Annotated in this window: 13 protein-coding genes; 5 read left to right on the top strand and 8 right to left on the bottom strand. The window is 65.0% G+C overall.

Translation table 11 applies throughout. The annotated features are described in order from the left end of the window. Positions 1-48: 48 nt before the first annotated feature. The 3 genes from mdoH to AC5ZG5_RS17725 form a co-directional block, all read right to left on the bottom strand. Positions 49-2,178 carry a glucans biosynthesis glucosyltransferase MdoH gene (mdoH, locus tag AC5ZG5_RS17735; protein ID WP_456645058.1) on the bottom strand — a complete coding sequence of 710 codons (2,130 nt, stop codon included), beginning with the start codon at positions 2,176-2,178 and terminating at the stop codon, positions 49-51. Next, complete coding sequence (locus tag AC5ZG5_RS17730) at positions 2,166-3,620, bottom strand: glucan biosynthesis protein G (protein ID WP_130227484.1); 1,455 nt, start codon at positions 3,618-3,620, stop codon at positions 2,166-2,168. Before AC5ZG5_RS17730 ends, mdoH begins: the two co-directional genes overlap by 13 nt. Positions 3,621-3,927: 307 nt before the next feature. After that, the gene (locus AC5ZG5_RS17725) at positions 3,928-4,842 is read right to left on the bottom strand and encodes a LysR family transcriptional regulator (RefSeq protein WP_028167966.1); all 915 of its coding nucleotides are present in this window, start codon (positions 4,840-4,842) and stop codon (positions 3,928-3,930) included. Positions 4,843-5,079: 237 nt separating this feature from the next. Here AC5ZG5_RS17725 and AC5ZG5_RS17720 point away from each other — a divergent pair, with 237 nt between their 5' ends. The 5 genes from AC5ZG5_RS17720 to AC5ZG5_RS17700 are packed head-to-tail and all read left to right on the top strand — an operon-like array spanning position 5,080 to position 11,031. Continuing rightward, on the top strand, positions 5,080-5,556 hold the full coding sequence (locus AC5ZG5_RS17720; RefSeq protein WP_028167967.1) for a formate dehydrogenase subunit gamma: 477 nt from the start codon (positions 5,080-5,082) through the stop codon (positions 5,554-5,556). Beyond that, the gene (locus tag AC5ZG5_RS17715; RefSeq protein ID WP_456645059.1) at positions 5,553-7,109 is read left to right on the top strand and encodes a formate dehydrogenase beta subunit; all 1,557 of its coding nucleotides are present in this window, start codon (positions 5,553-5,555) and stop codon (positions 7,107-7,109) included. The genes AC5ZG5_RS17720 and AC5ZG5_RS17715 overlap by 4 nt, the downstream gene beginning before the upstream one ends. A 10-nt stretch (positions 7,110-7,119) precedes the next feature. Next, complete coding sequence (gene fdhF / locus AC5ZG5_RS17710) at positions 7,120-9,996, top strand: formate dehydrogenase subunit alpha (protein ID WP_456645060.1); 2,877 nt, start codon at positions 7,120-7,122, stop codon at positions 9,994-9,996. A gap of 2 nt (positions 9,997-9,998) precedes the next feature. Further along, complete coding sequence (gene fdhD, locus AC5ZG5_RS17705; protein WP_028167970.1) at positions 9,999-10,829, top strand: formate dehydrogenase accessory sulfurtransferase FdhD; 831 nt, start codon at positions 9,999-10,001, stop codon at positions 10,827-10,829. Further along, positions 10,819-11,031: a formate dehydrogenase subunit delta gene (locus AC5ZG5_RS17700; protein WP_028167971.1), complete on the top strand. Its 213-nt coding sequence runs from the start codon at positions 10,819-10,821 to the stop codon at positions 11,029-11,031. Before fdhD ends, AC5ZG5_RS17700 begins: the two co-directional genes overlap by 11 nt. A gap of 200 nt (positions 11,032-11,231) precedes the next feature. On the opposite strand, the gene AC5ZG5_RS17695 is transcribed toward AC5ZG5_RS17700, so the two are convergent. The 5 genes from AC5ZG5_RS17695 to AC5ZG5_RS17675 all read right to left on the bottom strand — a co-directional run bounded on the left by AC5ZG5_RS17695 (position 11,232) and on the right by AC5ZG5_RS17675 (position 19,896). After that, positions 11,232-14,192: a bifunctional [glutamine synthetase] adenylyltransferase/[glutamine synthetase]-adenylyl-L-tyrosine phosphorylase gene (locus AC5ZG5_RS17695; protein ID WP_456645061.1), complete on the bottom strand. Its 2,961-nt coding sequence runs from the start codon at positions 14,190-14,192 to the stop codon at positions 11,232-11,234. Next, positions 14,189-15,649: an ATP-binding protein gene (locus tag AC5ZG5_RS17690; protein WP_130227473.1), complete on the bottom strand. Its 1,461-nt coding sequence runs from the start codon at positions 15,647-15,649 to the stop codon at positions 14,189-14,191. The genes AC5ZG5_RS17695 and AC5ZG5_RS17690 overlap by 4 nt, the downstream gene beginning before the upstream one ends. Positions 15,650-15,733: 84 nt before the next feature. Further along, entirely contained in the window at positions 15,734-16,414 is a 681-nt protein-coding gene (locus AC5ZG5_RS17685; protein WP_130227483.1) for a response regulator transcription factor, read from the bottom strand. 324 nt (positions 16,415-16,738) lie between these two features. Continuing rightward, positions 16,739-18,322, bottom strand: a complete 1,584-nt coding sequence (locus tag AC5ZG5_RS17680; RefSeq protein ID WP_456645062.1) for a Do family serine endopeptidase — start codon at positions 18,320-18,322, stop codon at positions 16,739-16,741. A gap of 230 nt (positions 18,323-18,552) precedes the next feature. Beyond that, positions 18,553-19,896 (bottom strand): methyl-accepting chemotaxis protein, encoded by a 1,344-nt coding sequence (locus AC5ZG5_RS17675; RefSeq protein ID WP_456645063.1) that lies wholly within the window; start codon positions 19,894-19,896, stop codon positions 18,553-18,555. Between the last annotated feature and the right edge of the window lie 47 nt (positions 19,897-19,943).

Below are 19,943 nucleotides of genomic sequence, written 5' to 3'. Positions count from 1 at the left end.
GCTGCGCTTTGCCCACCCTACGGCACTGCCCTTGGCCAGGCGACGCCGTCATTCCGGGGCCAACTTCAGGATTGTTTCCAACAACGCCCGGTCGTTCAACACCGCCAACGTCTCGCGGGCGGTGAGAGAGGCGACGGCCTGCTCGAAGGTGTCGCTCGCCTCAACGCGGGCGCGGGCTGTTGCGAGCTGCGGGTCGATTTCCTGCGGTCGCCGGCGCGCCGGTGGTGGGAGCGAGCGGAGATGCTGCGTCAGGAATTGCGGGTCGCGTTGCAGTTCGACCAGCGCACGGCCACGATCAACCGAAGGCGATGCCGCCAGTTCGTTCGCACGGACCAGCACGGCCGGCGGCGCGACTTCCTCCGGTGTCGCAAACAGCGCCTTCATCCGCGGCTTCGCCGTATAGGCGCCGATCGGAATGGCAAACAACAGCCCGACGATGACCGGCGACATCCACAACAGCAGCGGCAGAGAGACGGCGTAGGCGCTCGCGGCCATCAGCACGCCGAAGGCCGTGGGCACGCCGTATTTGCGATAGAGCTCGCGCCGCTCGACCGAGCCGTCGTCACGGCGCTGCGTCTGCCATCCGGCATCACGGCCAATCAGGATCTCGATCACCGCGATCGACTGGAACACCATCATCGCGGGTGCGATCATGGCGGAGATCAGCACTTCGACGATGACACCGAGGAAAGCGCGAATGGCGCCGCCGAACCGCCGCCGCGTGTCCCGCTGCGTCAACAGCAACAGGAAGCCGAGCAGTTTCGGCACGATCAGAAGTGCCATGGTGGCGCCGAACACCCAGGCCGCGAGCACGGGGTCCTGCGCAGGCCAGTTGGGAAACAGCGCAAACCCCTTCGGAAAATATTCGGGGCGGACAAAGCGGGCCTGCAACGAGATCAGTATGCCGAGCAGCAGGAACGTAAACCACAGCGGCGCAGTGATATACGAACCGATCCCGGTCATGAAATGCAGGCGCGAAATCCAGTGCAGTCCGCGCGTCGGCAACACGGCGAGATGCTGCAGGTTTCCCTGGCACCACCTCCGGTCGCGCGCCGCGAAATCCAATAGCGAAGGCGGCACTTCCTCGAAACTGCCGCCGAGCGTCGGCGCCATATAGATGCCCCAGCCGGAGCGGCGCATCAGCGCGGCCTCGACGAAGTCGTGGCTCAGGATATGTCCGCCGAACGGCTTTCGTCCGTGCAACTCCGGCAGCCCGGCCGCCTCGGCGAACGCCGCCACCCTGATGATGGCATTGTGCCCCCAATAATTGCCTTCGGAGCCGTGCCACCAGGCTACGCCCGCGGCGATCATCGGCCCGTAAAGCCGGCCGGCAAATTGCTGCAGGCGGCTGAACAGGCTTCGCGCATTGACGATGATCGGCAGCGTCTGCAGCAATGCGGCCGCAGAATTCGCCTCCATCGCATGGACCATCCGCACCATCGTCTCGCCGGTCATCAGGCTGTCGGCATCGAGGACGATCATGAACTGATAGCCGCTGCCGAAGCGGGAAACCCACTCGGCGATGTTGCCGGACTTGCGCGCGACGTTGTTGGCGCGGTGACGATAATAGAGCCGATCGGAACCGCAGGCTTGCCGCAGTTTCAGGAAAGCGCGCTCCTCGGCGATCCAGATATCGGGATCGGTGCTGTCGCTCAGCACGAACCAGTCGAAATGCTCACCATGCCCGGTCGCCTCGACGGACTCGTAGATCGCACGCAGCCGGGCCATCAACTGGATTTCGTTTTCATTATAGGTCGGCAGCAGAACCGCCGTCCGGCTCGCGATATCAGGCAAGGAACCGCTGGCGGCGATTTGCAGCGCGTTCCCTCCTCTGCCGAGCAGGACGAAAAAGCCCGCAAGAGCGGAAGCAAACGAGAAGCCGATCCAGGCGAGCAAGGTCACGAACAGCGCGAGCACCATCCATTCCAGGACGGTCACGCCCCCGACTTCGAGCACCTTGTACATCTCGTACGCGCCGGCGCCGGTGAGCGCGATAGTGGCTGCAAAGACAAACGTCCGCCGCCGCCACATGCTTGACGCCACCGGTACAGGCTGCCGCGTCGCCTGCGGCGCGCGCGCGAAGTCCGATGTGATCATCTCGAGCGGATCTTCGCGTGGCAGAAACCCGCCCGCCAGCGCGTCCGGCGTCAGCGGCGACGACGTCGCTACGGAGCCCATCGATAGACCCACACTTCGGAAAGAGGTTTATCGTCTTGCACCAGCAATGCCCGAAGCTCGACGGGCGTATCCTTCTTCACCGCGCATTGGAAACTGAGCCGCCACCCACCCGTGTCGGGGTTCGGTTGGGTGACGATGTTGGTGATCTCGGACTTCTCGGCGCTCACGACGCCCTTGATGCTGCTGGGATCGATTGCCTTCAGGTTGTCGCCGACCAGATCCAGCACGAACAATTTGCTGTCCTCGCCACGCGCGCCGATACCGGTGCGTACGAAGCGGGCGAGCGAATGAGGCTTCGGCATATCCGGGCCCCAGTGCAGGCGATAGGTGAAATTGTTTTCGCTCTTCGCCTTCAGCGGCGCCTTGGGCCGCCAAAACGCTGCAATGTTATCGTGGATTTCCTCCTTGGTCGGAATCTCGATCAGCACGACGCCGCCCTCGCCCCAATCGCCGATCGGTTCGACCCAGAGGCTCGGGCGAGCCTCGAAACGCGACTCGATATCCTCATAGGCGGCGAATCTCTTCTCGCGCTGCATCAACCCAAATCCGCGCGGATTGAGGTCCTGGAAGGTGCTGACCTGAAGATCCCGCGGATTGCTCAGCGGACGCCACAGGCTTTCACCCTTGCCGTTGAAAATCGCGAGCCCGTCGGAATCGTGCACCGAGGGACGAAAATCGTCGACATCGTTGCGGTCGTTGGGGCCGAAGAAGAACATGCTGGTCATCGGCGCCAGCCCTGCATGCTCGAGATCGGCCCGCGGATAAAGCGACATCTCGACGTCGAACACCGTGGTCTCGCCGGGCCGCAAGGTGAAGCGGTAGCTCGCGGCGCAGCTCTTGCTGTCGAGCAGCGCGTGGATGACGAGTGAGGTCGCGTTGGCTGCGGGGCGCTCCAGCCAGAACGCCTTGAAATAAGGAAACTCCTCTCCCTTCGCCTCTCCAGTGTCGATCGACAATCCCCGCGCCGACAATCCGTAGGTTTCACCTTTGGCTACGGCACGGAAATAGCTGGCGCCGAGGAAGACGCAGACCTCATCGAAATAGTCGGGCCTGTTGATCGGCGCGTGGATGCGAAAGCCGGCAAAGCCGAGATTATCAGCGGCGAACGCCGGCACATTGTCGCCGAACGAGAAGTCGTCCTTGCGATAACGGATTTCGCTCGCCTGACCGTCGATGACTTCGAAGATGCTGACCTTGTTCTTGTAGAAGAAGCCCCGATGAAAGAACTGCGCCTGGAACGGCAGCTTTTCGGCGCGCCACAGCGCGCGCTCCGGCATGAAGCGGATCGAGCGATACTGATCGTAGTTCAGATCCTTCAGCTCGGACGGCAGCTTTTCATCGGGCGCCTCGAACGATTTGCTCGCGAGGCTTCGCGCAAGTTCCCGGACGGTGGATGGATCAAACGGAACGGCGGCGACGGCTTCGGTTCCGGGAAACAACATGAGTGTCGGCAGCACTGCCGAGCCTTGCAGTAGCTGGCGACGATTCACGGGAACTCCCAGATGTTTGAACCAAGCGTAGCATTGCAACAGTCGAGCCGTCGGCAAAGTTCCCTTCGATGCTGCAAGGCGAGAAGAGATTTCAGTTCAGACAATCATCGCTTGGGCTTTGGGGAAAATCAGCATTCTGCCGCTATTCGGCCGCCAGAACGGCCTGAATTGAGCGGCGATTGAAATGTGAATTGGAGGAGACGGTCAGGCGCCCTGACGGCCGCGCCGTGACGCGCGCGTCAACGTAGTGACACGTGGGTCACGCGCTATGATTGGGAGATACCGACTCCAGCGTGGGCGCGACTTCGCGGGCGACCTGGACCAGCGCGGCAATCAAGGGCGTCATCGGGTCGCGCTGCGGGATCACCAGGCCGATGCTGTAGTTCACGACAGGGTCGACGATCGGAATGCTGCGCACGGCATCGGCGAGGCCGAGTGTCTCCGCAAGCTTTGCCGGCATCACGCTTGCCCAGCGTCCGGTCTTCACGTGAGTGTAGAGTACGAGCAGCGAGTTCGACGTCAGCGTCGGCGTTGCTTCCGCGCCGACCGAACGAAGTGCGCGATCGATGATGCGGCGGTTCTGCATGTCGGGGGTCAGCAGGCAGAGCGGCACCTGGCCGACCTCTTTCCATGTGACGGTGTCGCGATCGCCGAACATGGCATCGGGCGATGTCAGCAAGCGGTAGCTCTCGCCATAGAGACGGATGGTGCGAACCTTGCCGATCGGCTCGTTCTCGATATAGGTCAGCCCGGCATCGACCTCGAGGTTCTCCAGGAGGCCCAGCACGTCGGACGAGGTGCAGGATTGGATGCGAAAGCGCACGTCCGGATGACGGGCGCGAAACGGCGTGGTCAGTGAAGCCACCATGCCGAGCGCGGTCGGGATCGCCGCGATCCGGATCTCGCCGGAAAGCTTGTGCTTCAGCCCATTGATCTCCTCCCGCATCGCGCGGGCATCGCCGACGATACGGCGCGCCCAATCGAGCGCGCGCTCACCCTCGGGCGTGAAGCCCTGAAAGCGCGAGCCGCGTTGCACCAGCATCACGCCAAGGAGATCCTCGAGCTGCTTGAGGCTCGTCGACATCGTCGGCTGCGTGACGCCGCACGCCTCCGCCGCGCGGCCGAAATGCCGCTCCTTTGCGAGCGCCAACAGGAGTTCAAGCTTGTCGATCAAGAAGGCCTCATCAGCTCTGGCATGCCACTTCGAATATAACGATCACAACCGCGACGAACACGAGAAAAAGCCGTATCGCACAAGGTGTTTTGCTACCAATTCTATTTGTATATCGATCGATTTCATATCCAAATCGATCGCTGTTCACGATCGCAGCATGAGACAGCTTTATTGATATCTAGATCGATTCCAACTCTCATAGGGGCGAGTAAAAACCCTCCGATTTGAGAGATGTGGATGACGTCGGCCTACGAACCCTGGAACGAAGCGCGCGGCGCCGAGATCATCGCCGAGCATGCCAAGCTCGAAGGCGCGACGCTGGTCATCCTGCACGCGCTGCAGGAGGCCTTCGGCTACGTGCCCGAGCCCGCGATCCCGATGGTCGCTTCCGCGCTTAATCTCTCGCGTGCCGAAGTCCACGGCGTGTTCACCTTCTACCATGATTTCCGCAAGGCGCCCGCAGGCCGCCATGTGCTGAAGCTCTGCCGCGCGGAGGCCTGTCAGGCCGCCGGCGGCGATGCGCTGGCCGCGCGCGCCGAAGCCAAGCTCGGCGTTGCGCTCGGCAATACCACGGCCGATGAGCGCGTAACGCTGGAGCCGATCTACTGCCTCGGCCTCTGCGCCACCGCGCCATCAGCGATGCTGGACGGCCGCATGGTCGGCCGGCTCGACGAAGCGCGCCTCGATGCGCTGGTGAAGGAGGCGCAGCGATGACGATGCGACTCTTTGTCCCCCGCGATGCCGGCGCAGTCGCCGTTGGCGCCGATGAGGTCGTGACGGCGCTGGAGCTCGCCGCCGAGCAGCGCGGCCTCGCGATCGAGATTGTCAGGACCGGCTCGCGCGGGCTCTATTGGCTGGAGCCGATGGTCGAAGTCGCAACGGCGGCGGGCCGGGTCGCGTTCGGACCGGTGAGCGCTGCGGACGCGACCTCCCTGCTCAATGCGATGGCCGCCGACGGGCCGCATCCGCTGCGCCTCGGCATCGCCGACGATATCCCGTGGCTGAAGCGCCAGACCCGCCTGACCTTCGCGCGCTGCGGCGTGATCGATCCGCGCTCGGTCGAGGACTATCGCGCCCATGGCGGCTACAGGGGCCTAGAGCGGGCGCTGACGCTCTCCCCCGACGAGATCCTAGCCGACGTCACCACCTCCGGCCTGCGCGGCCGCGGCGGTGCCGGCTTCCCGACCGGCATCAAGTGGAAGACGGTCGCGCAGGCCAGCGCCGACCGAAAGTACATCGTCTGCAATGCCGACGAAGGCGACAGCGGCACCTTCGCAGACCGCATGATCATGGAAGGCGACCCCTTCGTGCTGATCGAGGGCATGACGATCGCCGGCATCACGGTCGGCGCCACCAAGGGCTACATTTACACCCGCTCCGAATATCCACATGCGGTCGAGGCGATGAATGCCGCGATCGCAGCGGCCAAGCGCGCCGGCTATCTCGGCGCTCGCATCGGCGGTTCCGCGCACAGCTTTGATCTCGAGGTGCGCGTCGGCTCCGGCGCCTATGTCTGCGGCGAGGAAACCTCGCTGCTCGAAAGCCTCGAAGGCCGCCGTGGCATCGTGCGCGCCAAGCCGCCGCTGCCCGCACACAAGGGCCTGTTCGGGCGGCCGACGGTGATCAACAACGTGCTGTCGTTCGCCGCGATCCCGTTCATCCTCGATAACGGCGCCAAGGCTTACGCAGATTTTGGCATGGGCCGCTCACGCGGCACGATGCCGATCCAGCTTGCCGGCAATGTGAAGCATGGCGGCCTGTTCGAGACCGCATTCGGCATCACGCTCGGCGAACTTGTCGACGAGATCGGCGGCGGCTCCTTCACCGGCCGTCCGGTGCGCGCGGTGCAAGTGGGTGGCCCGCTCGGCGCCTACTTCCCGCGCGCTCTCTTTGATACGCCGTTCGACTATGAGGCTTTCGCTGCACGCGACGGATTGATCGGCCATGGCGGCATCGTCGTGTTCGACGACAGTGTCGATATGCGCAAGCAAGCGCGCTTTGCGATGGAATTCTGCGCGATCGAATCCTGTGGCAAGTGCACGCCTTGCCGGATCGGCTCGACCCGCGGCGTGGAGACCATCGAGAAGATCATCCGCGGCGAGCGCGTGGCCGAAAACCTCGCCCTCGTCGAGGACCTCTGCAACACCATGAAGTTCGGCTCGCTCTGCGCGCTCGGCGGCTTCACGCCCTACCCCGTGCTGAGTGCCCTCAGGCATTTCCGGGATGATTTCGGCCCGGCACCGGCCCGCTTAGAGGCCGCGGAATAGGAAAATCGCCATGTCATTGATCGAGGAAATCGACTTCGGCACGCCGCGCTCCAAATCGGAGACCATGGTCACGCTGACCATCGACGGCAAGCCCATTACGGTGCCCGAGGGCACCTCCATCATGCGCGCGGCGATGGAAGCAGGTCACCAGATCCCGAAGCTGTGCGCGACCGACATGGTCGACGCCTTCGGCTCCTGCCGCTTGTGCCTGGTCGAGATCGAGGGACGCACGGGCACGCCAGCGTCCTGCACCACGCCGGTGGCGCCAGGGCTGGTCGTGCATACCCAGAGCGAGCGGCTGAAGAAGCTGCGCAAGGGCGTGATGGAGCTCTACATCTCCGACCATCCGCTGGACTGCCTGACCTGCGCCGCCAATGGCGATTGCGAATTGCAGGACATGGCAGGCGCAGTCGGCTTGCGCGACGTGCGCTACGGCTATGAGGGCGACAACCATGTGTTCGCCAAGTCCGCTGGCGCGGTCAATCCGGCCTGGATGCCGAAGGACGAGTCCAATCCCTACTTCACCTACGATCCCTCAAAATGCATCGTCTGCTCGCGCTGCGTCCGCGCCTGCGAGGAGGTGCAAGGCACCTTCGCACTGACGATTGCCGGCCGCGGCTTCGACAGCCGCGTCTCGCCGGGCATGAGCGAAAGCTTCCTCGGCTCCGAATGCGTCTCCTGCGGCGCCTGCGTGCAGGCCTGCCCGACCGCGACGCTGACGGAAAAATCGGTGATCGAGATCGGCCAGCCCGAGCATTCCGTGGTGACCACCTGTGCCTATTGCGGCGTCGGCTGCGCCTTCAAGGCGGAAATGCGCGGCGAGGAAGTGGTGCGCATGGTGCCGTACAAGGACGGCAAGGCCAATCGCGGACACTCCTGCGTCAAGGGACGCTTTGCCTGGGGTTATACCAACCACAAGGAACGCATCCTGAAGCCGATGATCCGCGAGCGGATCAAGGATCCCTGGCGCGAAGTGTCGTGGGACGAAGCGTTCTCGTTTGCCGCCGCGAAGTTCAAGGCGATCCAGCAGAAATACGGCCGCGACGCGGTCGGCGGCATCACGTCGTCCCGCTGCACCAACGAAGAGACCTATCTGGTGCAGAAGCTGATCCGCGGCGGCTTCGGCAACAACAATGTCGATACCTGCGCCCGGGTCTGCCACTCGCCGACCGGCTATGGCCTGTCGCAAACCTTCGGCACCTCGGCCGGCACGCAGGACTTCGATTCGGTCGAAGAGACCGATGTCGTGATCGTGATCGGCGCCAACCCGGCCTCTGCCCACCCCGTGTTCGCCTCGCGCTTAAAGAAGCGGCTGCGGCAAGGGGCAAAACTGATCGTGATCGATCCGCGTCGCACCGAGATGGTGGAGTCCCCTCACCTCGAGGCGCTGCATCTGCCGTTGATGCCGGGCACCAACGTCGCTGTGATGACCGCGCTAGCGCATGTCATCGTCACCGAGGGCCTCGTCAACGAAGCCTTCGTGCGCGAGCGCTGCGACTGGAGCGAGTTCGAGGAATGGGCGGCGTTCGTCGCGCAGCCGAACAACAGCCCCGAAGCCACCGCGATCCTGACCGGCGTCGATCCGAAGGATCTGCGCGAGGCCGCGCGCATTTACGCTACCGGCGGCAACGGCGCGATCTATTACGGGCTCGGCGTCACCGAGCACAGCCAGGGCTCGACCACGGTGATCGCGATCGCCAACCTCGCGATGGTAACCGGCAATATCGGCCGCCCTGGCGTCGGCGTGAACCCGCTGCGCGGCCAGAACAACGTGCAGGGCTCCTGCGACATGGGCTCGTTCCCACACGAACTGCCGGGCTATCGCCACATCTCGACGGATGCGGTGCGTGACCAGTTCGAGGCGATGTGGAACGTCAAGCTCAACCCGGAGCCGGGCCTGCGCATCCCCAACATGTTCGACGCCGCGATCGAAGGCACCTTCATGGGCCTCTATGTGCAGGGCGAGGACATCCTGCAGTCCGATCCCAACACCTCCCACGTGGTGGCGGCGCTGTCGGCAATGGAATGCGTGATCGTGCACGACCTGTTCCTGAACGAGACCGCGAATTACGCGCATGTGTTCCTGCCGGGCTCGAGTTTCCTGGAGAAGGATGGAACCTTCACCAATGCCGAGCGTCGTATCCAGCGCGTGCGCAAGGTGATGACGCCGAAGAACGGCCTAGCCGACTGGGAAGTGACGATCGCACTCGCCAAGGCGATGGGCTTCGAGATGAACTACAACCACCCCTCCGAGATCATGGACGAGATCGCGGCGCTGACCCCGACCTTCGCCGGCGTCTCCTACGTCAAGCTCGACGAGCTCGGCTCGGTGCAGTGGCCCTGCAACGAGAAGGCGCCCGAGGGCACGCCGGTGATGCATATCGGCGGTTTCGTCCGCGGCAAGGGCAAGTTCATCGTCACCGAATATCTCGCCACCGACGAGCGTACCGGCCCGCGTTTCCCGCTGTTGCTCACGACGGGGCGCATCCTCAGCCAGTACAATGTCGGCGCGCAGACCCGCCGTACAGAGAATGTGGTCTGGCACAGCGAGGACCGGCTCGAGATCCATCCGCATGATGCCGAGCAGCGCGGCGTGCGCGATGGCGATTGGGTGCGCCTCAAGAGCCGCGCCGGCGAGACCACGCTGCGCGCGCTCATCACCGATCGTGTCGCGCCGGGCGTGGTTTACACCACGTTCCATCATCCGGACACGCAGGCCAATGTGATCACGACCGACTATTCGGACTGGGCCACGAATTGTCCGGAATACAAGGTCACCGCCGTGCAGGTCTCGCCGTCGAATGGTCCGTCCGACTGGCAGAAGGCCTATGAGGCGCAGGCGAAGCATTCACGCCGGATCGCGCCGGTCGTGGAAGCCGCGGAGTGAGGATGCACGATCCCGTCACCAGCGCGAAGCGGCAGGTCTGGCGCGACGGCAGCCTCAGCGAAGGCACGCGCCAGATCCCCGAGGAGACGGCGCTGGCGCTGACCTATAATGGCGGCACCTACGCCGTGATGATGGGCACGCCGCAGGACCTGCGCGATTTTGCCGTGGGCTTCAGCCTCAGCGAAGGCGTTGTTCAATCCGCCGAGGAGATCGAGACGCTCGACGTCATCGAGCTCGACGACGGCATCGAGCTGCGGATGTGGCTGGCGCCCGAAAAGGCCGCGCTGATCAATGAGCGGCGGCGGCATATCGCGGGCCCGACCGGCTGCGGCCTCTGCGGCATCGACTCGATCGCCGAAGCGGTTCGTCCGGCGGCAATCGTGCCGAAGGGCCGCAGTTTCTCGCCGCGCGAGATCATGGCCGCGATGGCCGCGATCGCCCCGCTGCAGGCGATCAACCTCAGGACACGCGCAGTGCATGCCGCGGCGTTCTGGACGCCGGCGCGCGGCATTGTCGCGCTGCGCGAGGATGTCGGCCGTCACAATGCGCTCGACAAGCTCGCCGGTGCGCTGGCGCAGGCCAAAGTGCCTACCAGCGACGGCATGGTGCTGTTGACGAGCCGCGTCTCGGTCGAGATGGTGCAGAAGACGGCGACCATCGGCGCGCCGCTTATGGTCGCGGTGTCGGCGCCGACAGCGCTTGCCGTGCGCATGGCCGACGCCGCCGGCATCACGCTCGCGGCGATCGCACGCGCCGACGGGTTCGAAGTGTTCACACATGCGGAGCGGATCGTTCCCCACGCCGATAGCAGGAAAGCCATCCATGTCGCCTGACCGACTGATTTACATGGCCAACCAGATCGGCAAGTTCTTCCAGAACCAGGGGCACGAGCGCGCGGTGCCGGGCATCGCCGAGCATATCAAGAAATTCTGGGACCCGCGGATGCGGAAGGCGATCTTCGCCCATCTCGACGCCGGCGGCGCTGGGCTTGATCCGTACGTCCACGAGGCGCTCAAGAAGTTGAAGAAGGCATAGGCCACAACACTGAATGGTGGGCACGCGTCGCTTTGCCCACCTACGGCGCTGTCGTCCCGGCGAACGCCGGGACCCATAACCACAGGATCGGGTTGTGGCGCGCGCAAGCGGTTGCGGCGGAGCACATTACAAGCGCCTGTGATTATGGGTCCCGGGTCAAGCCCGCGACGACACCGAATTTGTAGCGATCGGCGCCGCGCCTAACGTCCGCCGACGATCGCGTTGAACACGCGGCGGACTTCGCTCTGCGTCTCGCGCACGCCGGCTTCGAGGGCGGAGAAATCCGGCGTGTCGCCTGCGCGCGCCATCACGCGTAGCAGATCGTCACCGGCGGTTTCGGGATTGAATTTGCCAATCACGCAAAGGCGCAGGATCTGCGTGAGGTCGTGATAGAGCCGCGCGGCCGAGCGCAGCACTTCGGCTTCCGACTGGCCGAGCACGCCGAGCTTTGCGGCGTTGTCGAGCACCTGCAATGTGGAGACGCTGAGAATGTCCGGCTTCTCGGCGGCGTGCGCGAGTTGCAGATATTGCGCGATGAAATCGATGTCGATGAGGCCGCCGGCGGCGAGCTTCAGGTCCCAGATGTCGTCCTCGCCCTTCTCAAGCGCGATCGCGCGGCGCATCTCGACGACGTCGTTGGCGGTTTTGCCCGCATCGCGCTTGCGCGTCAGCACGCGGCGGATGATGTCTTCGATCTTCTCGCGGAACGCCGGCGATGACGAGATCACGCGCGCCCGCGTCAGCGCCATGTGCTCCCAGGTCCAGGCCTCGCGCTCCTGATATTCGGCGAAGGAATCGAGCCGTGATGCCAGCGGGCCGGCGCGGCCCGATGGGCGCAGCCGCATGTCGACCTCGTAGAGCACGCCGTAATTGGTCCGTGTCGTGAAGGCGGAGATCAGGCGCTGGGTGAAGCGGGCAAAATACTGCGCGCCATGCAGCGCGCGGTCGCCGTCGGAGTCCGGGCGCTCGTGGTCGTAGTCGTAGAGCAGGATCAGGTCGAGATCGGAGGACGCCGTCATCTCGCGGCTGCCGAGCCGGCCCATGGCGAGGATCGCGGTCTCCTGGTCGTTGATGCGGCCGTATTGCGTAGCGAACTGGTCGGTGACGAGACCATGCACGGTGTGCACGATGCCTTCCGCGACGTCGGCGAAGGCGACGCTCGCCTGCTGCGCCGACACCGTGCCGGAGAGGATCCGCGTGCCGATCAGGAACAGGCTTTCCTGGCCGAACAGCCGCAGGCGATCGAGGAAGTCCTCGTAGGAGCCGGCGTCCTTGAGCGTGATCGCGAGCCGCTCGGACAATTCGCGCTGGTCCGGCATCGCGCCGAAGAAGCGCGGATCGATCAGCCCGTCCATGATCTGCGGCTGCCGCGCCAGCATGTCGCCGAGCCGCGGCGCGGCGCCGAGGATCAGCGCCACCAGTGCGACCAGGTCGCGGTTCTGGCTCAGCAGCGTGATCAGCCGCCCGCCCCGCTGCAGCGCCCCGAGGAAACGGTCGAACGCCACAACCGCAGCGTCCGGCTCCTCGGCATGCGCGAGCCCGTCGATCAGGCCCGGAATGAACTCGAGGAAAGCGTTGCGCGTCGCCTCCACGCGCAGCGCGCGATAGTCGCCTTCGATCCATTGCTGCACGGTCTTTGCGACCGCGACCGGCTTCTCGAAGCCGAGACTGACGAGATGCTCGAGCAGCCGCTGGTCTTCGGGGCCGGCGCCGTAGTTCAGCTTCGGCAGCTTTGCCGTGCCGGTCGGCTCGTCGCCCTCGAAAAGCTTGGCGTAATGGCCCTGCACGATGTTGAGATGCGCGAGCAATTCCATCGCAAAGGTGGCCCTGCTCGTATAGCCGAGGAAATGAGCAAAGCGCTCGATCGCCGCGGGATCTTCCGGCAGCGTGTGCGTCTGCTCGTCGGCGATCATCTGCAGACGATGCTCGACGCGGCGCAGGAACTGATAGGCCGCGGTGAGCTCGTCACGCGCCTCAAAGGTGATCCAGTTGCTGGAGGCCAGCATCGCGAGCGCCTCGAGCGTCGGCCGCACCCGCAATTCCGGATGCCGCCCGCCCGCGATCAACTGCTGGGTCTGGGCGAAGAACTCGATCTCGCGGATGCCGCCGCGGCCGACCTTGACGTTGTGGCCCTCGACCGAGATCTCGCTCTGGCCGCGGTAGGTCTGCATCTGCCGCTTCATGTCGTGGACATCGGCAAGCGCGGCGAAGTCCAGATGCTTGCGCCAGACGAAGGGGGCGATTTCCGCAAGCAGCGCCTCGCCCGCCCTGCTGTCGCCGGCGCACGGGCGCGCCTTGATCATCGCGGCGCGTTCCCAGGTCCGCCCTTCCCGCGCGTAATAGTTCAGGGCCGAATCGGTCGATATCGCGACCTGCGTCGACGCCGGATCGGGCCGCAGCCGCAGGTCGACGCGGAACACATAGCCGTCGCCGGAGCGCTGCTGCAGCAGGCGCGCCATCGATTGGGTGACGCGGACGAAGAACGGCTGTGGTTCGATATCCTCGGCCAGCGAGGTCGCAGCCGGATCGTAGAAGACGATGAGATCGATATCGCTGGAATAGTTCAGCTCGCCCGCGCCCATCTTGCCCATCGCGAGCACGATCAACCCGCTGCCCTCTTCGGGACGGTCGGGGTCGGGCGCATGGAGGCGGCCGCGCGCCATCTCCTGGCGCAGCAGGTAGCGCAGCGCCGACTGCACGGACGCGACCGCAAGGTCGGTCAGCGCGGCGGTGACCCGTGTGACCGGCCACACGCCGCCAATGTCGCAAAGCGCGATCAGGAGCGCCGCCTCCGCCTTCATGCGGCGGAGCAGTTGCATCACTTCGGCCTCGCCTGAGGCGGCGAACACGTCGTGCGAGGTCTTGTCGATCAGGTCGGCCAGATGCGGCTCCGCGTCGCAGGAGAGCAGCCGGATCAGCCGCGCCGGATCGGCGCGCACGAGCTCGAACAGGAACGGCGAGCATTCCGCAATGCCGAGCAGGATGCGCTTGGCGAAGGGGTAGCCGAGCAGTTCATCGAGCGCGGCCGATTGCGCCGGCTCGAGTTCGGCGAGCCAGTCTGTCAGGCGCTGTTCGGCTTGGATGGGCGCGGACACATACGGTCCGTCCGCGAACCGCGCGGCCAGACGATGTCCCGCGGAGCCCGGCGCGGAAGCGTTCATGCCGCCTTCTGTGGCACATCCTGCGTTTGGGCCGCAAGCCTGTCAGCCGCGCCGGCACGCGCCGGCAGCACCAGCGTCGCAACCAGCCCGGGATGGGCGTCGCCGAGCCTGAGCTCGCCGCCGTGCAGTGTCGCGACCGCCGCGGCGAGGCTGAGCCCAAGCCCGGAACCCGGCAGCGTGCGGCTCGCCTCGAGCCGGACGAATCGTTCCACCGCGTGCTTGCGATCGGCCTCGGGAATGCCCGGACCATGATCGGTGACGCTGAGCAGCACGGAGTCGGCCTCGCGCCGCGCCTCGATCAGGATCTCCTTGGCTGCGGCGGCCGCCTCCGGGTCGATCGGCTGCACGACCGGCTTGCCATATTTGATCGCGTTCTCGACGAGGTTGGCGAGCGCCTGGCTGATCAATTCACGGTTGCCGTGCATCGCGCTGGGCGCGGTCTTCACATGCAGGCTCATGCCGTCGTCCTCGGCGAGCGGCTCATAGAGCTCATGGATGCCGGCGGCGACATCGGCCGCGTCGAAATCATCCATGTTGCCGCGCGCCTGACCTGACTCAGCCCGTGCGATCATCAAGAGTGCATTGAAGGTACGGATCAGGCCATCGGATTCCTCGATGGTGCGCTCCAGCGCCGCCCGGTAATCGGCCTCGCTCCTGGCGCGCGCCAACGCCTCCTCGGCGCGGTTGCGAAGGCGCGTCAGCGGGGTCTTGAGGTCGTGGGCTATGTTGTCGGAGACCTCCTTCAGCCCCGTCATCAGCGCCTCGATGCGCTCCAGCATGGCGTTGAGGTTCTCGGCGAGACGATCGAGCTCGTCGCCGCTGCGGCCGACCGGCAGGCGATCGGAGAGATCGCCGGCCATGATGCGCTGGGCGGTGCCGGTCATGGCATCGATCCGCTGCAGCACCCGCCGCGCGACGAAGATGCCGCCGCCGATGCCGAGCACGACCACGACCAGGATCGACCATTGCGCGGCTTTGGCAACGATGCCGAACAGCCGCCGCCGCTCCTCGAGGTCGCGCCCGATCAAGAGCCGGAAGCCATTGGTCATCTCGGTGACCCGCACCAGCGCGCGGTGATCGGTGTTGTCGTTGTCGTCGAGCCGCCGATAGGCCGTCTCGGTCCAACCCTGCATTCCCATCACCCCTGGCGCCAGCGAGCCGACATTGCCGGCGATCGCCTGCCCGTTCGGTGCGGTCACGAGATAGAGGTTGGCGCCCGGCCGCAGCGCCCGATTGCCGATGGTGAACACAAGGCCGCGCAGGCCACGCCGGTTGTAGATCTCGGTGACTTCGCCGACCTCGGCATTGACCGTGGAGGTGATCTGCTCGGTGATCAGCCGGCGCGTATTCCACGCGAAATAGCCGAGCAGCGAGGCGGCGAACAGCGCAAACAAGAACAGATAGACCAGCGTCAGCCGGAACGCCGTGGTGCGGATCAGTTTACCGAATGCCGTCACGGATGATGCTACCCAAGATGTTGCTGTTGCGCGTTGCGATCCGATGCTCCCAAGCACCGATGCAGCTACGTCTTTCGGACTCAGCTACCGTATCCCGTCGCGGATCATGTACCCTGCCCCGCGGATCGTGTGCAGCAAGGGCCGCTCGAAGCCCTTGTCGATCTTGGAGCGCAGGCGCGAGATGTGCACGTCGATGACGTTGGTCTGCGGATCGAAGTGATAGTCCCAGACATTCTCGAGCAGCATGGTGCGCGTCACCACCTGCCCTGCATGCTTCATCAGATATTCGAGCAGGCGGAATTCGCGCGGCTGCAGCGTCAGCTCGTCCTTGCCGCGGGCGACGCGGTGCGACAGGCGGTCGAGCTCGAGATCGCCGACCCGATAGACCGTCTCTTCCGCCGGGCCGACATTGCGGCGCGACAGGACTTCGACGCGCGCCAGCAGTTCGGCGAATGAATAGGGTTTCGGCAGGTAGTCGTCGCCGCCGGCGCGCAAGCCCTTGATGCGGTCGTCGACCTGGCCGAGCGCAGAGAGGATCAATACCGGCGTACGGTTCCCCTTGTCGCGCAGCGTTCCGATCAGGGACAGGCCGTCCCGCTTCGGCAGCATGCGGTCGACGACGAGGACGTCATAGTCGCCGCTTTCGGCCATCGACAGGCCCTCCTCGCCGTCGTCGGCGAGGTCGGCGATATAGCCGACTTCGCGGAACGCCTTGACGAGATAGTCGGCGGATTCGCGATCGTCTTCGATGATCAGGAGGCGCATCTGGGGTGCGGCTAAAGGTGCGGTGGCGGTCACGGGATTGGTTTCCTCTCAGCATGGCGCGGCCGCCCTGCACATGCAAGACGGCCGCGCGCGTTCGCGTTGATTTGCATGATCCTTCCGGAAAACCGGCTTCCGCTTTTCCGGATCACGCTGGAGGGGAAAGAGTGGGCGGTGAAGCTGGGGGACTCCACCGCCCTAGGCCTTCCGACGGAGGGGGGCGCATTCCACCGGAAGGTAGCAAGAGGGGGCGAGCGTTGAGGCTCGCTCCCCAGGAAGGGCCGTCGGCGGGGGCGACGATTGCCGGCGACGCCTTCCATCTCCTATTTAACCCTTCGCCAGCGGGACTGCCACAAAGCGCGACGAACCGCCGCTCTTTACACGCATCAAAACGCTGTTCTTGTTGTCGTTCCGTGCGGAGGTGATCGCATCGCGCACATCACCGGCGCTGGTGACGTTCTTGCCGGCGACTTCAAGAATGACGTCGCCTTCCTTGAAGCCGCGCTCGGCCGCGGCGCTCTTCGGGTCGACCTCGGTCACGACGACGCCGTCCTTGCCGGCGCCGGCCACGCTGTTGGCGGGGGCCACCGTCAGGCCGAGCTTCGGCACATCGGTGCCGCGGGAAGAAGAGCCGCGATCGCCGTTGTCGTTATCGGCCTTGGCCTCAACCGTGTTCGGCAACTGGCCGAGCGTGAGGTTGACGGTCTTCTCCGTGCCCTTGTGCAGGACGTTGAGCTTCACCGCATTGCCTGGCGCCAGGCCGCCGATGGTGCGGGCGAGCTCGCGCGCATCCTTGACCGTTTCGCCGTTGACGGCGGTGATGACGTCGCCGGACTCGATGCCGGCCTTGGCCGCCGGACCGTTGGCCTGGGGCTCCGCCACCAGCGCGCCTTCGGCCTTCTTCATGCCGAGGCTGTCGGCGATGTCGGAGGTCACCGGCTGGATCTGGACGCCGATCCAGCCGCGGCTGACCGTGCCCTTGTCCTTGAGCTGGGCGACGACGCTCTTCACCGTCGCGGCCGGGATCGAGAAGGCGATGCCGACGCTGCCGCCGGAGGGCGAGTAGATCGCGGTGTTGACGCCCATCACCTCACCGGACACGTCGAACGCCGGGCCACCGGAGTTGCCCTTGTTCACGGGCGCGTCGATCTGGATGAAATCGTCATACGGGCCGTTGCCGATGTCGCGGCCGGAGGCCGAGACGATACCGGCGGTAACCGTGCCGCCGAGCCCGAAGGGGTTGCCGACCGCCAGCACCCAGTCGCCGATCCGCGGCTTGGTGTCGGACAGCTTGGCGAACGGGAAGTTGGAACCACCCTCGACCTTGACTAGCGCGAGGTCGGTACGCGGATCGGTGCCGATCACCTTGGCCGAATAGGTCTTGCCGTCATCGGTCGTGACCTCGACCTTGTCGGCGCCGTCAACGACGTGGTTGTTGGTCACCGCAAAGCCGTCAGCCGAAATGAAGAAACCCGAACCCTGGCCGGTCACGATGCCATGGCCACGCGGTCCGCCGCGCATGCCCGGGGGGAGCCCATCCTGTCCACCGAAGCGACGGAAGAAACGCTCCATCGGCGAGCCCGGCGGGAACGGCGAGTCCTCGTTGCTGTCGTCCTTGGCGAGCTTCTCGCCGATATTGACCTTGACCGAAATCACCGACGGCTTCACGCGCTCGACAATATCGGCAAAGCCGACCGGCTGCTGAACCTTGCGGACCTCGTTGTTGACCTGCGCCTGCGCCGGGCTGGCGAACAGATCGCTCGGCGTGTGCTGCGGGCTCAAACCATAGCCGGCGACGCCGAGGCCGGCGACGACCGAAGCCATCAACGCAAATCTGCGGGCCGAGAACAGCGAACGGCGTGGCGTGCCGTAAGACGGCAGAGACGAAAGATCGGTGGGTCGTTCGGTCATTCTAAAAATCTCCAAGAGCCAGAACTCGAAAGGTGCGGGGGCAAGCACCGGACGTGTCTAAACATGGGGGCGTCAGCCTTACGGCGCGCTGGCTGCGGAATTAAACTTTTGTAATAGAGACGAGACCTGGTGCGGCAGAATATCGCAGCTCCCCCAATGGGTTAGTCGCGAGCTGCAGGAGCTCGCGGCAAGTCCCGCCCGCAGGTTCCAGGTCGCAAAATCGCGAGCCGTCAGACTGCCCTGACGCTGGCAATGAAACCGTCGACCTCGCGCTTGAGGATGTCGGCCTGCTGCGACAGGTCGACCGCGGAATCCTTGGCCTCGCCGGCCATGCGGCCGGTGTCGGACGACGTCGTGGTGATCTGCACGATGTGGTTGGTGACGTCCATGGTTCCCCTCGCCGCGTCCTGGACGCTCCTGGAGATGTCCTGGGTGGCGTTGCGCTGGCGTGCGGTGTCGACGTCGATGCCCGACATGATCGAGCTGATTTCGGCGATCGTGTTCGATATCCCATCGATGGCGCCGCGCGTTTCCGCCGTGATCGCCTGGATGCTCGTGACCTGCTGCGAGATCTCCTCGGTCGCCTTGCTGGTCTGGCTGGCCAGGTTCTTCACCTCGGAGGCGACCACCGCAAATCCCTTGCCGGCCTCGCCGGCCCGCGCGGCTTCGATGGTGGCGTTGAGCGCCAACAGGTTGGTCTGCGAGGCAACCGTCTGGATCAATTGCACGACGGCCCCGATCTTCTCGGCCGCGTCCGAGAGCGCGTGGATGGTGTCGGCGCTCTGGCGTGCCTGCGCCACCGCCCCTTCGGCACGCTGGGTGGCGTCGGTGACGCGCTGGCTGATCGCCGCGATCGAGGTCGTCATCTGCTCCGCTGATGTCGCCACCGTCTGGACGCTGGTGCTGGCCTGGCCGGCTGCGCTGGCAACCGCGCTCGCCTTCTGGCTGGTCTCGTTGGCGGCGCGCGACAGCGTTTCGGCGTTGCTCCTGAGGCGGACGGCCGATGCGGCAACGCTGCCGACGACATTGGCGACGAGGCCGTTGAAGTCGCGGATCTTCTCGTCGAGATAGCGAGTCCGCTCGCGCTGGTTGTGGGCGTCGCGCAGTTCCTGGTCGGTCAGCCGCTGGCGTTCGATCCCGTTGGTCTTGAACACTTCGAGCGCGCCGGCGAGCAGCCCGATTTCATTGCTCCTGCCGAGACCCGGAATCGGCGTCTCGTACTTCTGCTCGGCCACCTCGCGCATCGCATGCACCATGCCAGCCAGCGGCCGCATGACGCCGTCCCGAACCGCGAAGTAGGTGGTCAGGCAAACCGTAAGCGCGATCACGGCGATCGCACCGCAGGCAATAAGGAAGTAGGAGAACGCGGTCTGCGCCTCCTGATAGATCTGCATGGCATGCTCGCGGCCCGGGCCGCTCAGCGATTTGAACTCAGCGGCAAGCGCCGTGATCTCGTTGTTGAGGTAGAGCACGGCGATGAAGCCCGTACCGCCGCCGATCCCAAGCAGCACCAGAAGCGCAATGACAACGGATGCGACAAGGAAGCGGATAGTCAGATTGCTGTTGGAAAACATCGGCTTGCTCAAGAGCGTTACGACAAAGCATCATCACGCTCATCGTT

It is taken from the genome of Bradyrhizobium sp. Ses1 (genome assembly GCF_059512365.1).
This window is presented reverse-complemented; position numbering and strand designations above follow the sequence as displayed.

Bases quoted from the DNA above. Each gene is read 5' to 3' on its own strand.
- AC5ZG5_RS17720 (WP_028167967.1), top strand. From the start codon at position 5,080: ATGACGTCGGCCTACGAACCCTGGAACGAAGCGCGCGGCGCCGAGATC.
- AC5ZG5_RS17715 (WP_456645059.1), top strand. From the start codon at position 5,553: ATGACGATGCGACTCTTTGTCCCCCGCGATGCCGGCGCAGTCGCCGTT.
- AC5ZG5_RS17730 (WP_130227484.1), bottom strand. From the start codon at position 3,620: ATGTTGTTTCCCGGAACCGAAGCCGTCGCCGCCGTTCCGTTTGATCCA.
- AC5ZG5_RS17700 (WP_028167971.1), top strand. From the start codon at position 10,819: ATGTCGCCTGACCGACTGATTTACATGGCCAACCAGATCGGCAAGTTC.
- AC5ZG5_RS17695 (WP_456645061.1), bottom strand. From the start codon at position 14,192: ATGAACGCTTCCGCGCCGGGCTCCGCGGGACATCGTCTGGCCGCGCGG.
- fdhD (WP_028167970.1), top strand. From the start codon at position 9,999: ATGCACGATCCCGTCACCAGCGCGAAGCGGCAGGTCTGGCGCGACGGC.
- AC5ZG5_RS17685 (WP_130227483.1), bottom strand. From the start codon at position 16,414: ATGCGCCTCCTGATCATCGAAGACGATCGCGAATCCGCCGACTATCTC.
- mdoH (WP_456645058.1), bottom strand. From the start codon at position 2,178: ATGGGCTCCGTAGCGACGTCGTCGCCGCTGACGCCGGACGCGCTGGCG.
- AC5ZG5_RS17675 (WP_456645063.1), bottom strand. From the start codon at position 19,896: ATGTTTTCCAACAGCAATCTGACTATCCGCTTCCTTGTCGCATCCGTT.
- AC5ZG5_RS17680 (WP_456645062.1), bottom strand. From the start codon at position 18,322: ATGACCGAACGACCCACCGATCTTTCGTCTCTGCCGTCTTACGGCACG.
- fdhF (WP_456645060.1), top strand. From the start codon at position 7,120: ATGTCATTGATCGAGGAAATCGACTTCGGCACGCCGCGCTCCAAATCG.